This window comes from Streptomyces sp. NBC_00224 (assembly GCF_041435195.1).
GTDB lineage: Bacteria > Actinomycetota > Actinomycetes > Streptomycetales > Streptomycetaceae > Streptomyces.
Window position 1 is genome coordinate 206920 of record NZ_CP108107.1, and the last position, 13331, is coordinate 220250.

The following is a 13331-nucleotide window of genomic DNA, read 5'->3' on the forward strand; positions in this document are numbered from 1 at the left end:
CCGGTTCGGGAGACAGCTGGCGGCCGGCCGTGACCGGAATGTTCGCGGGAAATGACGTCACTGCGTGGGCGGCCCGCCGCCTATGAGCAAGCGACGCTGTATGGGACACCCGGCGAAGCGGGAGGTAACCCACACGGGGTACCGAGATCCTTCTTTCGTCTCTTGTTTCGGCAGTTGCGGCACATGCTCGGCAGAGCTGAGGACATGCTTGGGCGAATAGCTCTTACTACCCGGAATGGGGCCTCATGCGACTCTGCCGCTCTGTCGGCGCCGCCCTCGGCGCGCTTGCTCTGGTACTGACCCTGCCGACCTCCGCCAACGCCGCCACCGGCGACTTCTCCTACAAGTTCGTGGGCCTGGACGGCACCACGCAGTCGGCCACCCTCCACGACCCGGAAAGCCCCGCCTGCATCACGCTCCCCGAGGTCGCCGACCCGGACTCCTCCGAGCCCGCGTTCGCCCCGCACAACGACACCGACACCTGGGCGATGGTCTTCACCGAGGAGGACTGCACCGGCGACTCCTGGACCCTGAAGCCCCACGGCAAGCCCGCCACGGAAAGCCTCAAGCTGCGCTCGGTGTACCTCAGCGACCGGCACTGATCCACCCTTTGCCCCGATGCAGGCCCAGGTGCCTGCATCGGGGCATCCGCATGCATCGGGGGCAACAAGAGCCTTGGCGTCCCCGACGCTCGCTGCTGAGGTTCCGACAGCGTCGGAGCCTCAAGCTTCCCGGCCAAGCCAACTACGAAGGGCGGCGGCCCTGCGGAGCGGAACCGTGGGTGTCAGCCTTGCGCGGCGCGTCCAGATCCGCCCGGAGCAGGGCGGAGTACGCGCGGATCGCGGGCGCGATCACGATCGTCAACGTGCCCGCGGCAGTGTCCCCGGTCCGCCGCCCATCCTGTGTCAAGGAGGTTCTTCGGTACTGGTTGTTGCCGCGCCATGTCTGGGGGTCTCGCAGGCGCTCTACAAGGCCCTGTACAACCTGCACGTCGCGCACCGGCGTGGCCACGATCAGCAGGAGCCGCTGGCCCGGCTTGTCTCCATGGATCCCGTGCGGGTCAGGCTCCCGGACAGGGAGGAGGGCCGTCGGCTCTGGGCCGCCCTCCGTGCCGTGCGTGGCGCCTGATCCCCGCCCACCGGTCGGCCGTGAGTGCGACGTTGTCTAGGGCTCCGGTTGAGGATGCGCGCTACCCGCGACCGCAGACGTTCGAGCGCCGTATCGACAAGATCAGGGCTGGGCGGGGGACTGGCCACCCGCTGCGGCAAGGCACCTGAAGACGGCCTTGCCGGACTGGACTTACGTGGAGCGGTCCGCTGGATCCGCAGCCTCCGCCCCGCCTGGGCCGTGCGGCGGGAGGCCGAGGCTGCGTCGCATCTCGCTGAGCTGGTCCCAGAGCCCCACGATCTGCGGGTGAACCTGCCCGAGGGACTCGCCCTCCTGATGCGGCGGGATTCCGCCGTCGAGGCGCTTGAGGACTCCGTACATCCGGTTGAGCCTTCGGTGGACAGTGTCGGCAGCGGCGAGCACGTCGTCCGGGATCTGCATCTGCGCCTCGGAGTAGCGTGCCCGGTGCTCGCGCCGCGCGTCGTCCAGACGCGACCGGAGGCCGTCGGTGACGTGGCCGGCCCGCAGTGCGTACCAGAAGGTGTTCAGCTCGGAGTGGTACTCCAGGGAAGCGGTGTTCAGTATGACGCAGCAGGCCCGGACAGCCTCCGCCGTCGCACGCTTCGTCTCGAACTGCCGCTCCGCAGCACGCTGCCGCGCAGAGTGGTCCCACTCCTTGGACTTGGCCTTCTCGGCGAGCCGCTGCGTCATGAGCCCTGAGGCGAGCGTGCCGGCGATACCCAGGAACGCGATCACCAGTGCAACCACCGCACTGCTCATCTGGAACCTCTCTTTCCCGCTCCGGGCAAGCAGTCTCCACCCCGCTTCGTGATCTCGGCCAACGGCAGACCTTAATCGTCTGCCGGTTGACGGCTGGCCAGGCGGCGGGCGAGGTTCTGGGCCAGGTTTTCCGCCTGCCAGGCCCACTCGGGGCTGTCGCTGTGTTCGGCGTAGTGGCGCAGCACGTCGACGATGTCCTGCGCCTCGTCGTGGGGAACGCGGATGTCGTTGTCGCGGCTCGTGTCCGTACGCGATGAGTGCCCGTCGGACCGACGGTTCGAGGCCGGGATCGGTGACGACGGTCACCTGGTGGCCATGGGCCATGCCGGCCAGGGCGGGGCCGAGTCCGGGGGTGGCGCTGGAGGACTCGACGGTCGGGGCGCCGTCGGTGGGCTCGCCGCGCGCCCGCGCTCGGACGGCCATGTGCGGGGCGGGGGGCCTTGATTCCACGGGGGTTGGCGCCCTGCGGCTTGGCTCAGAAGCCCCGGCTGTCCGGGGCGAACGGCTCGCCGATCCACAGCACCGGGGTGTGGCCCACCGGCGTGGCGGGGCCGTGGGCGGCTGTCGGCGCGCAGGCGTACGTGCTGGCCGGGCCGGTGGTGGGATTCGTGGGCTCCATGGCGTCCATGAACGGGCCGCAGCCGCTCTTCCAGGACCGGATGTGCGAAGAGTGAGCAGTGTCCGAGGACCGTCGCGCCGCCTGGTCAGGTCCTGCGCCACCCGTCCGTACAGCCCTGGAGCCACCATCGGTGAGGAAGCTCCGCGGAATGTGTCGCCGTTCCGGCTGATCCGGTCTGCCGGGCCGCCCGGTCTCCGGGTGGCCATGGCCGGCGGCGTGGCCGCTGTGTGCAAGGCCGCGACCCTGGAGCGAGAGCGCGACGGGGTCCGCGAAGAGCACGACACGTTGCCGGAGCGGCGAGCGGAGCTGCTGAGCCTGGCATGCCGAGTCCCTGAAGCTGTCGGGGATCTTGGGCGAGCGCTTTTCTGAGAGTCCGTCAAAGAGCATGGGCCGTCCCTGTCGTACGCGCTCCGCGGTCAGGGGCGGTGGCGGCTCGGGGGAGTGCCGGGGCTTCTTTTGGTGTTCCGCGCGGCAGGCGCGCGACCTGATCGTCTCGATCCGATAATGCCGCCATGAATGCCTGTCGGCGGTTGTCCGGAATCGTGAGGGCGGTGGCCCTGGTCGGCATCGGGGTTTGCCTTCTGGGGTCGGCGCCCCTGGGAGGTGGCGATGGTGACGCACTGCGGATGGCAGTCTCGACGAACAGCGTTCCCGTCGCGGGTGTCCCGGTCCGGATGGGGCAGGAATTGATCCGTACCTATCAGTTGCGTAATTTCGCGGAATACGGCCTGCACAGTGTCAAGGTGGTCGACGAGCAGGCCGTGGGGGGTGCGGCCCGGTGTCCCCGGACGTCGCTGCCGCCGTTGGGAACCATGGTGTGCCGTGCGGTGGTCCGCGCGGTGGCGGGTCGCCACGTGGGCCGTGTCAGGGCCTCGGGCGTCCCGACGTGGCAGGGGTACCGGTCCGCTTCTGTCGCCGTCTCGGCTGGCTACGATGCCCGCACCTCGGTGTTGACGCTTGAGCGTGCCGCTTCGCAGAAACGTCTCTCTTATCGGCTGGTGTACTCGGGCCCGGCGGCTTTGGAGAACCTCCAGTTGCGGGACCCGCTGCTCGACGCGGCGGCCCTGCGGTGTGCTTCGGGCGGGGGACTTCCCGCTGTGTTGCCGGCGGGTACGGAACTGGAGTGCTGGGCTCCGGCGCCGGATCGGCCCGGTCGGCACGAGTCCGTGGCTCGGGCCTCGGGAACGACCGCGGACGGAGCTGTGTCCCCGGAAGGAAGGCCGCTGCCCCTGCTGGCTCTTGCCGCCCAGGCGGCCGCGGGATACACCGTGCCGGCTCCGCCCGAGCGGGTACGCCCGGTCCGCCCGGCCGGTCCGTCCGGGCGTGCGGACGGGGGGAAGCGCCGCTCTGCCCGGGAGGCGGTGCCACGCGGTGCGCCGGCCCGGCGCCCCCGGCCGAATCCTCCTGCCGCCGGCCCCCGGCGGCCGGGAGCGCTGTCCGCACCGGGCCCGGCCGGGCCGGCGGCCGCTGCGCTCTCCCCGGGAATTGTCGCGCGCCTCGGTGTCCCCGTCGCGCCGGGTGCTCCGATTGCCCCCGGCGATCCGGTGGCGGGGGACTTCCTCGGCCCGGCTCCGGCCGGTCGGACGCCGGGGCGAGCCGTGCCCGTCGTACCCGCCGTGCCTACCGCAGGGGCACTGCCCCCAGGTTCCGGGGCGGCCGAGCGCCGCCTCCCGCCGCGTAGCGCCTCGCTCGGAGAGGGGATGGACTGGGCGTTCATCTCGCTGCTGGTCGTGAGTTTCCCGGCCCTCCTGGTGGCCGTCACCTCCGTATCGCGCACATCGAAGCCCCAAGGGGGGAAGGACTGACATGTTCGGCGTGGGAATTGTGTGCGCACTGGTGGGTGCGGCGGCGGCGTTCGTTCTGACGTGGGCGCTGTCGCGGAGCGAAGCATCGAAGCAGGCGCACCTGGAAGCTCCGGCGCTGGCGTTCGTGGGGAGCGCGACGCTGGCGCTGTTCGTCCTGACGGCGGCCTTCCTGGTGGCCAGCTCGTGGCAGCAGCGCAACGCGGCGAGCGATCACACCTACCAGGAGGCCCGCGGCCTGGAGTCCGCGTATGCCGCTGCTGGTGCGCTGCCCGCCGTCCAGGGGCAGCCGGTCCGTCGGCAACTGAGGGCCTACGTCCCGGAGGTGGCAGGGCCCGAATGGGCTCTCATGCGGCGCCAGGAGATGAGCCCGCGCGCCTCCCGCGTGCTCGACCAGGCGCGGCTGACGGCCGCGCGCGCCCAGAGTACGAGCGAGGAGGACAAGGCCGCGAAGGAGACGCTCACTACCGCCCTGGACACCGTGACCACCGCCCGCAACCAGCGGTCCAGCGACATGCGGTGGAGCGTTCCGGACCCGATCTTCTACGCCCTGATCGCCACGGCCGTGCTGGTCGTCCTGTTCCCCGCGCTGGTCGGTATCAACGCCGGCCCGCGGCACATGCTGGTGATGATCATGCTGGGAACCGTCCTGGGGTTCGGTGTGTATCTGGTATCGAGCCTCCAGCATTCTTTTGCTCCGCCGCTGGGGGTCGAGCCGGATGCCTACCGTCAGACCCTGACCCGATTCGACCAGCTCGACGTGTCCACCCCGCACGGGCCGGGGCCCCAGCGGACAGGCGTGGGCCATTCGGGCTAAAGACGAGGACGCGTGTGAGCGTGGCCGGTGCGGTGAGCGACGGGTGTGACTGCATGGTGAGGCTATGCATTCGCCTCACGCCTCCGGGACACCGCCCCGCTCCAACTCTCTGTCCCGGCGCGGCTTTACCGCCACCACGGTGGCGAGCGCGGTCGGCCTCGCCACGACAGCAGCCGGTCCCGCAGCCGCTTCCCCTTCCCTTACGGGAGGTGCCCTCCGGGCTCCCGCAGCCGGGAACGCGCTCTCGCACCGCTGCCTGGAGGTGGCGCGAGCGCTCCTGCTGCGGGGGCCCGACGGCCAGGATCTGGTGCCGTCCTACCGGCAGGTGCTGGTAGACGGTGGCCTTCCCCGGTCGGCGACCGCCCCGAAGAAGATCCTCGTGGTCGGGGCCGGCCCGGCGGGCCTGGTGGCCGCCATGCTGCTGCGGCGTGCCGGGCACACGGTCACCCTCCTTGAGGCCAACGGCAATCGCGCGGGCGGCAGGATCAAGACCTTCAGGACCGGCGGCCACGAGCGGGCCGCCCAGCCGTTCGCCGATCCACGGCAGTACGCGGAGGCCGGAGCCATGCGGATTCCGCAGAGCCACCCCCTGGTCATGGCACTCATCGACCACCTGGGAGTGCCGCGGCAGAAGTTCCGCCTGGTCGACGAGCACGCCGACGGGACACCGGCCCAGCAGACCTGGATCCACGTCAACGGACTGCGGGTCCGCCGCGCCGACTACGCGCGCGACCCGCGGCAGGTGAATCGTTCCTTCGGTGTTCCCCGCGCACTCTGGGACACCCCCTCCGCCACCATTCTCAGCAACGCCCTGGACCCGGTCCGGAACGAGTTCAGCACGCGCGGCGCCGACGGGCGCCGCATGGACAAACCGTCCGAAGAGATGATCGCCGGCTGGGCGCGGGTCATCGAGCGCTTCGGCGACTACTCGATGCGCCGCTTTCTGAGCGAGGTCGCCAAGCTCGACGAAGCCACCATCGACCTGGTCGGCTGCCTGGAAGACATCACCTCCCGTCTTCCCCTCTCCTTCCTCCACAGTTTCCTCGACGCGGCGCTCATCAGCCCCCGGACCACATTCTGGGAACTGGACGGAGGAACCGCCGCGCTACCGGACGCGCTGCTCAAGAAGGTGGGACCGTGCATCCGCTTCGACCGGCGCGTCACCCGCATCGAGTACTGGGACCCGGACCGCTCCCACACCGACACCCCGCACGTGAGCGCGAACGGTCCACACGTATGGGTCGACACCGTCTCCGAGGGGCGCGGCGCAACGCCGGTCCGTGAGCAGTTCACCGCGGACCTCGCCCTCATCACCGTGCCGTTCTCGGGGCTGCGCCACATCCAGGTCGCCCCGCCCATGTCGTACGGCAAACGCCGGGCCGTCACCGAACTCCACTACGACAGCGCCACCAAGGTGGTGCTCGAATTCAGCCGCCGCTGGTGGGAGTTCACCGAGACCGACTGGCGACGCGAGCTCGACACCATCGCGCCCGGCCTGTACGACTCCTACCGCAAGGGCCGGACCCCCGACGACGGGAGTCTGCTCGGGCGGCACGACTCCGTCACCGGCGAGCGTCTGTCCGAGAGTCAGCGTACGTACTACGCCGCCTACCGCTCCGCCACCCGCGACCAGCCGGCAGCGGTGGCCAGCCTGGGCGGGGGATCGGTCAGCGACAACCCCAACAGGTTCACCTTCAACCCCTCCCACGCCGTGCCCGGCAGCCCCGGCGGGGTCGTCCTCGCCTCCTACACCTGGGCCGACGACGCCATGCGCTGGGACGCGTTCGACGACGACGCCCGCTACCCGCACGCCCTGGCCGGACTGCAGGACATCTACGGCCAGCGCATCGAGGTCTTCTACACCGGAGCGGGGTGCACCCAGAGCTGGGCACGCGACCCCTACGCCTACGGTGAGGCCTCGGTCCTCCTGCCCGGCCAGCACACCGAACTGTTCCACGACATCGCCGCCCCCGAAGGCCCCCTGCACTTCGCCGGCGACCACACCTCCCTCAAACCCGCCTGGATCGAAGGAGCCGTGGAATCGGCGGTCCGCGCCGCGCTGGAGATCCATGTCGCACCCTGACCTGAGCACCGGGCCGGCACGGGGCAGCCCGGCGTCCGTCGGTGCGGCTGAGCCGGGCCGACGGATCCGGCGTGAGCGCCGTGCCGCGAGAACCCACCCCCGCGACAGCGAGAACACTCCCGCCTACGTGCATCGCAGTTCCTACGTGCACTCGCAGTTGCTGCCGTAGAAGAGGAACCACAGGGCTACAGCGCTGACCATGCTCAGCAACGCCGATCCCAGCAGCCACGGCCACCGACGGCCCGGATGACTGCGGGCCTCGACGGCGGCGACAGCGGCGACCGTGCCGGCCAGCAGGACGATCACAGTGCTCAGCGTGAGTGCGGGGCTGCGGCCCCAACCCCAGATCAATCCGAAGAGGACGCCGATGAGCAGCGCGCAGCTCACCACCTGAGCGACGATTTCGGCGAGGAACTCCCCGATCTGCTCAGCTAGGAACTCCAAGACACCGCGAAGGATTCCGTGCTTGTGGCTGTGGCCGTAGGCGGAGTCGGTTGCTGGGGTGGGGTGATCGTGATCCGGTAACGGGCCCTCGGACGTCGCTGTCACAGCAGCCTCCGCTGGATGAGTCACGGCTCCGTACACCGTCTTCACCGGGAGCCTAGCGCCGAGCGAGCCGGAACCCGCGGTCGAGGAGGCTCAGGGCGCTTGATACCGGCCGGACCGGTAGACGGGGTACACGGCGGTGTTGCTGCTCGCCGCCGCCCCGGGCGGCGGGAATCCCCAGGCCGCAGCCGTCGGCAGCGAGCGCTCTCGCCGCCAACGGCGGGGCCGTCCGATCGTCGCGCTCAGACGACCGGCCGACGGGCCGACGGGCGACCGGTCGATCAGAAGAGGTCGCGGTACTGCTGGAAGCCGTAGCCGATCTTGGCCTTGGCGCGGAAGGGCGCGGCAGCATTGCCGGTCCCCTTGTACAGGTAGAGGTCGCCCCTGGTGTCACGGGCGATCAGGTCGCTGTGGCCGTCGCCGTCGACGTCCCCGGTGGCCACCAGCTTGTTGAACTGGTTCCAGCCACCGCCGATACGGACCCGCGGGGCGAACGGCTTGCGCAGGTCGCCGGTGCCCTTGTACAGCCACAGCACGCCCTGCTTGTCGCGGGCGACGATGTCCGGCTTCGTGTCGCCGGTCAGATCGCCGACGCCGGTGATCTGGGAGTACTGATTCCAGCCGCCCCCGATCTGCGTACGCGGAGCCAGCGAGCCGTCCATGCGGGTCTGCCAGCGCCACAGGACGCCCTGCTTGTCGCGCGCCAGCAGGTCGGGGTGCTTGACGCCGCCGAGGGCGCCGGGCACGAAGACGCTGTCGTACGGACTCCAGCCGCCGCCCACCCGCTTGAGCTCCCCGTGACGCCACAGGTTCAGCGTTCCGTCGTCCATGACGTGGTACCCGCCGTCCTGGGAGCCGGTCATCTCCAGGTCGATCGACGCCCCGTACTTGAAGTGCTTCCAGACGTAGGCACCGGACCGGGCCTCGAAGCCACCCTTCCCGTCGGTCATGTACACGTACATCTGCCCCGACGGGAGGATCCCGGACAGGAAGTAGGACGGCGCGGCGGGCGTCGGCTTGTGCGCCCCGGCCGCGACAGCGCCCACGGCGCTGTTCTTCGCCGAACGTGACGCGGCTGGGCTGTCGGCGACGGCCGTACCGGCGGCCGTGGCGGCCACGGCGACGGACGTCGCCACCGTGGCCACGCGTGCCAGCACGCGTCGGCCGCGGGAGGATCTCTTCACAAGGAACTCCGGACGATGGAATGGCGGGGCGGAACCAGCGCCGACGCACGGCAGTTGACCTGCCGCGCCGACAGACGCGAGCGCGCGCTGCTACGCCGACCCTGCGGATCCCCCCACGAGGTCTAGACCGGAAGGATATCGCTGCCGGGCGGGGCCGGGGCGGCCGGTGGGGCCCGCACGCGGTGGCGGGCGTGGTGCGGCCTGCCGCTCGCCCGGCGGGACCGCGCCTGGCCAGAACGGGCGGGGTGCGAGGCGCCGGGCCGACGGAAGGGCCGCTTCCGCAGATCTGTTAGCCGGTTGCTAGGGGCTGTTGCCAGGCTGTTCCCGTTGGGTTTCCCGACGTTGTGCATGGGTGCGGCCGGCTCTTGCGGCCGCACCGATTCCGTTGGTTCCGCGTGCCCCGGGTGACCGCGGGGAAACGCGGAGTCCGTTTCAGAAGGGGGAATGTCATGAAGCGACTGCGCATGGCGGGGTCTGTGTCCACCGCGCTGGCGTTGGCGGCCGGGGCGATGCTCTTCGCCGCGCCGTCGGCGAGCGCGTCGAGCAGCTGCCACGCCTACAACCGTAACGACGGCGCCGGTGTGGGCTGGTGCGACAGCGGCAACGGCCGCTGGCGTGGCCACGGGCTACTGCGCCAACGTCGGCGGCGTGCGCGGCCCGTACACCGGGTCCGAGGGTGGCCGTTCGCTGGGCAAGGAGTGGGCGTCCATCCTCGGCTGCGGGATGGGCGGCGGCGCCGTGAACATGTGGGTCGAGACATACGGCTGAGTCGGCACGGCCTGGTGGACCGGCCCGTTCCCTCCGCATTCGGCGGTGGGGGCGGGCCGGTTCCGCGTTGCGGGTGCGGAAGCGGTAGGTGAACATCGCTTTCCCTGCGAAGCCGCTGCCCTTGTACATGCCTTGCGGCCCGTACGCGCCGGGGATGGCCGGGGGATGGCCTGGTCGGCGCGTTCCTGCCTTGCCTCCTGTACTGCCCGGGGGCCCGTCCGAGGTCCCTGCCCCCGACCGGATCATTTGGTAGACCAACCACGTATCCGACCAAGTTGTCGTGGACCCCGACCATGGAGGCCCGACCACGGCCACGGAAGGGGTACGAAGCTCTTGGTGGGCCCGACCACGGGCCGACCAAGAGCGCGACCACAGGCCGGGAACAGAGCTTGGCCCACTGGTGGTCTGGCTCCACGCCGAAAGTGAGCCGGGCATAGGAGCCCCGCCCACCGCCGTAATGGCAATGGGCGGGGCTTCGCCATTCCGGCCCCGTTCGGCGGTCTCAACCCAGGTGGCTGCACCGGGGCATCGATGACGGCTTGGTGGTGGGCCGCTGGCGACATGGTGCAGCCGATACGCCGCGGCCATTGCGCAGTGTTGCGCACGGGTGTGCCCGGTGGTGCGCACTGAGCGATGCGCACAGTGCCGTACGGCGGTGCGGCTGCCTGTGCGCACATGTCGAGGGGCCGTTGAGTGCAGTCGATGCGCATGCGATGCGCACTGGCCTGGCGGAGTGCATCGGCGAGTGCGCACCGGCCGGTGTCTGCGCACTGTCTGCGTGGTGGTGCGGCTGCTGGTGCGCAACTCGCTGCGCAGCGGGCTGTGCGGCAGGTCGCATTCAGCGACCCACAGCGACTGTCCACTTGTGACAGGTGTCCTCGATGCGAGCGAGTGGTCGCCGATGGGAGCCACAGGGCCGACCGTGGCGTTGACCTGCCGTGTTCGGACTGGTGGTGCGTTGCCAAGTCGTGTGGGGCGGGTCTGGTGGGCAGTCCGGTGCGTGGTCGGCGTTGCTGGTGTCCGGGGTGGTCGTGTGGGCGTCCTGGTTGTGGTCGGCCCGACCACAACCACTCGGTCTCGGTGGCCGGGTGGTGTGGCGTCGGTCGCGGATGAGCCATCCGGCAAGCGGCGTAGCAGGCATAAGGGTTCGCGGTCGTGGTGAGCAGACCGTGGTGACGGGGAGTGCGCGAGGACAGGCCCGGGCCACCGCATGCCGCAAAGGGGCACGGCGCTGTGACACGGTGCGCCTCCGCCACGATGGGGGGCCTGGGCCCGAGCGCAGTCGACAACTTGGGAGCGGCCGGCCGCGCACGGCCCCGCAGCCAGCCCAACAGGCTTTTCCAGCGGGGTGCTCCGCAGCACCGCGACCTGTACAGCGACTGGCTCTGGAACTCGTCGAGGGCGTGCTGGTTACGCTGGCGGACATGGAGAACAGAACGGTCGCCGAGGGGCTCTACCTGCTACGGAACGTCGCGAGCGGGCTGGTCCTGGAGGTGTACGGCGGGGCGCGCGGCAGCGGGGCCAACGTCCAGCAGGGCAAGGAGAACGGCGGCGCCGGCCAGGACTGGCACATCTCACCCGTCCACGCCGGCGGCGGGCTCTACCACCTGGTGAACGCCAACAGCGGCAAGCGGCTCGACGTGGCTAACGCCTCGACCGAGAACGGCGCCAACGTCCAGCAGTGGAAGGCCAACAACTTCGGTGCGCAGGAGTGGCTGATCGAGCGCCACCTCGACGCGCCCGGCCGCGTCACCCTCGTCAGCTACATCAGCGGACTGCTCCTGGAGGTCGAGGACGGCTCGGGCGCGGAGGGGGCCAATGTGCGGCAGTGGGAGGACACGGACTCGCCGGGCCAGTGGTGGGAGCTGGAGCCAGTGGATCCGTAGCCGCCTCGGGGTGTCGCCCGGGCAGTGGCCCCGACGGGGCCGGTTAGCCGTATGAGGTGTCTTTCTCCGCGAGAGGTAGAGGTGGAGGCAGGGCGGGGCGGCGTGGTGTTTCCCTTGCGCCCAACCCCCGCGCTATCTCCTGAGCTATCTGCTGCGTTATCTCCTGACCTCGTCTTCCGGCACTCCCGTGAATGCTGCTGGTCACCACGGGTTTTGGTGTGGTGCGGGGGCCGGACATCCCCTCCAGAGCCCCTCGCCCGCCCCAGACAAGAAAAAAGGGAAGACAGGGAGGCAGGGGCGAGCGGCGCTGGAGGGGATCGGGGCGGCCGGTTTCCTGTTGCGCGGCGCCGGGGGCTCCGCGCTGCGCCCGCTGATGACGGGCGGGCGGCACGCGGCTGTGTGGAGCACGCTGCGCGGTCGTCTCTCGTGCTTCTGCCGTGCTCGGGCCTCCTCTGGTTGTCCGCGTTGGGGATCGGCGCTCACAGAGGCGGTGGTGGGGTTCATGGGTTGATGCGCTTGGCGAAGGTGTAGATGACGGTCGCGATGGCGAAGAGCGTGCCGACGCCTCCGAGGGCGGGGAGGGCCGCGGGGTGTTCGAACAGGACAGTGAAGGCGAACGCGGCGCCCAGGACGAGGAGTACGACCACTACAGCCTGGAGCTGGCGACGCAGCGAGGCATCCGCCGGCACCGGCACCGGCGAGGGTGTGGGTGCGGCGGCCGGGGGCTGGGCCGGGCTGGGGGACGGTACCGGGTTCGGGGTCGGGTGGGTGTCCACGATGGTCCTCTCGATGGATGTGTGGGTGGAACGGGGGCAAGATTCGGCGCTGGACGACGGGCATTCAAGAGTTCGCGAAAATCCGTGAAGTCGCTGGTAGCGGGGCTCTTTCGCAGGGTTGGGCGAGGATTCGCGAACCCTTGAACGGGCCGTGGCGACCTGCTAGGGCAGCACGATGACGGACGGGCCGGTTAGCCACGCAAGTCCGGCTGAAGCCGGTGCCAGACGGCGGAGTGCGCACCGATGTTGCGTACGGGCGTTGCGCCCGCTGGCCGTCCGGCCGTGAAGCCGCCCTCCGGTGGGCCGGTCGCGCCTCGGGCGGGGCCTGCGCGCTGCGCCCGCTGTCGCGGGCCGGGGTATCGCGTGGGTGGGGCTGTCGGCGTGACAGATCCTCTGCGACCTGCGGGGCGCCTGGCCGACCCCCGTGGCTCAGTCCGACGCGACAGGTAACAGCACAAGCCGCGCGGTGGTGCTTACGCCGTAAGCGCCCGCAGTCCGTCACAGCCTGGCCAACGCGTGCCGCGCGTGCCGCGCGCGAAGGGCCCCGGGCTCAGGTGTCCGTGAGTGGGTGTCAGGCGCCCGAGGGGGCGGCCGGGGCCTGGGGCGCGGCGTGATGGTCACTCGCGCGGGGGGTTGCGGGGGTTGCCGGGTGTGTGCCACGGTGGGCACTCAATTCGAAAAGGGAAGCAAGTTGGGAATGTGCTGGATGGTGAATCCGGTATTCTGGTCCGAGAATTGACGGGTCCTCAGAAAACGGAAAGCAGAAAACCGTCCGACCCTGCCCCCAACCCTTAACCAGACCAATACAATTCGCGGAGCGAATTGTATTCCGGCCGGATCGCGAAGCGATTCGCGCCCAGGGCCAACGGAGTTGGCCCCTAAATTCCGGCGAAGCCGGAATTCAACCGCGCGGAGCGCGGTAATCCTCCCGCCGCGTAGCGGCGGCGCGTCGTGTCTGCGGGC

At 70.3% G+C, this 13331-nt stretch carries 10 protein-coding genes and 1 pseudogene; 6 read left to right on the forward strand and 5 right to left on the reverse strand.

What is annotated here, in order from left to right; translation table 11 throughout:
* Window positions 1–245: 245 nt before the first annotated feature.
* Window positions 246–602, forward strand: coding sequence for a hypothetical protein (locus OG965_RS40940; RefSeq protein WP_331723734.1), 357 nt, complete (start codon window positions 246–248; stop codon window positions 600–602).
* Window positions 603–1299: 697 nt separating this feature from the next.
* On the opposite strand, the gene OG965_RS40945 is transcribed toward OG965_RS40940, so the two are convergent.
* Entirely contained in the window at window positions 1300–1887 is a 588-nt protein-coding gene (locus OG965_RS40945; RefSeq protein ID WP_331723752.1) for a hypothetical protein, read from the reverse strand.
* A gap of 470 nt (window positions 1888–2357) precedes the next feature.
* Here OG965_RS40945 and OG965_RS40950 point away from each other — a divergent pair, with 470 nt between their 5' ends.
* The 3 genes from OG965_RS40950 to OG965_RS40960 all read left to right on the forward strand — a co-directional run bounded on the left by OG965_RS40950 (window position 2358) and on the right by OG965_RS40960 (window position 7208).
* A complete protein-coding gene (locus OG965_RS40950) occupies window positions 2358–2561 on the forward strand; it encodes a hypothetical protein (RefSeq protein ID WP_371657226.1) in 204 nt (67 codons plus the stop codon).
* Between the two features lie 1751 nt (window positions 2562–4312).
* The gene (locus OG965_RS40955) at window positions 4313–5125 is read left to right on the forward strand and encodes a hypothetical protein (protein ID WP_331723735.1); all 813 of its coding nucleotides are present in this window, start codon (window positions 4313–4315) and stop codon (window positions 5123–5125) included.
* A 64-nt stretch (window positions 5126–5189) separates the two neighbouring features.
* On the forward strand, window positions 5190–7208 hold the full coding sequence (locus OG965_RS40960; RefSeq protein ID WP_331723736.1) for an FAD-dependent oxidoreductase: 2019 nt from the start codon (window positions 5190–5192) through the stop codon (window positions 7206–7208).
* Between the two features lie 141 nt (window positions 7209–7349).
* Here the strand turns inward: OG965_RS40960 and OG965_RS40965 are convergent, their stop codons facing one another.
* Together OG965_RS40965 and OG965_RS40970 are read right to left on the reverse strand one after the other, a co-directional pair.
* Window positions 7350–7652 carry a hypothetical protein gene (locus tag OG965_RS40965; protein ID WP_331723737.1) on the reverse strand — a complete coding sequence of 101 codons (303 nt, stop codon included), beginning with the start codon at window positions 7650–7652 and terminating at the stop codon, window positions 7350–7352.
* 383 nt (window positions 7653–8035) lie between these two features.
* Entirely contained in the window at window positions 8036–8938 is a 903-nt protein-coding gene (locus OG965_RS40970) for a VCBS repeat-containing protein (RefSeq protein ID WP_331757668.1), read from the reverse strand.
* 615 nt (window positions 8939–9553) lie between these two features.
* Here OG965_RS40970 and OG965_RS40975 point away from each other — a divergent pair.
* Window positions 9554–9706, forward strand: a complete 153-nt coding sequence (locus OG965_RS40975; RefSeq protein WP_331723753.1) for a hypothetical protein — start codon at window positions 9554–9556, stop codon at window positions 9704–9706.
* Between the two features lie 63 nt (window positions 9707–9769).
* Here the strand turns inward: OG965_RS40975 and OG965_RS40980 are convergent.
* A pseudogene (locus tag OG965_RS40980) lies at window positions 9770–9871 on the reverse strand (SAM-dependent methyltransferase); the annotation flags it as partial.
* Between the two features lie 1259 nt (window positions 9872–11130).
* Here OG965_RS40980 and OG965_RS40985 point away from each other — a divergent pair.
* The gene (locus OG965_RS40985) at window positions 11131–11592 is read left to right on the forward strand and encodes an RICIN domain-containing protein (protein WP_331723751.1); all 462 of its coding nucleotides are present in this window, start codon (window positions 11131–11133) and stop codon (window positions 11590–11592) included.
* A 500-nt stretch (window positions 11593–12092) separates the two neighbouring features.
* Here the strand turns inward: OG965_RS40985 and OG965_RS40990 are convergent, their stop codons facing one another.
* Window positions 12093–12368, reverse strand: a complete 276-nt coding sequence (locus OG965_RS40990) for a hypothetical protein (RefSeq protein ID WP_331723739.1) — start codon at window positions 12366–12368, stop codon at window positions 12093–12095.
* Window positions 12369–13331 lie beyond the last annotated feature (963 nt).

Excerpts from the sequence above, each read along its gene's own strand:
- OG965_RS40940 (WP_331723734.1), top strand. The coding sequence starts at position 246 with ATGCGACTCTGCCGCTCTGTCGGCGCCGCCCTCGGCGCGCTTGCTCTG.
- OG965_RS40945 (WP_331723752.1), bottom strand. The coding sequence starts at position 1,887 with ATGAGCAGTGCGGTGGTTGCACTGGTGATCGCGTTCCTGGGTATCGCC.
- OG965_RS40955 (WP_331723735.1), top strand. The coding sequence starts at position 4,313 with ATGTTCGGCGTGGGAATTGTGTGCGCACTGGTGGGTGCGGCGGCGGCG.
- OG965_RS40960 (WP_331723736.1), top strand. The coding sequence starts at position 5,190 with ATGCATTCGCCTCACGCCTCCGGGACACCGCCCCGCTCCAACTCTCTG.
- OG965_RS40985 (WP_331723751.1), top strand. The coding sequence starts at position 11,131 with ATGGAGAACAGAACGGTCGCCGAGGGGCTCTACCTGCTACGGAACGTC.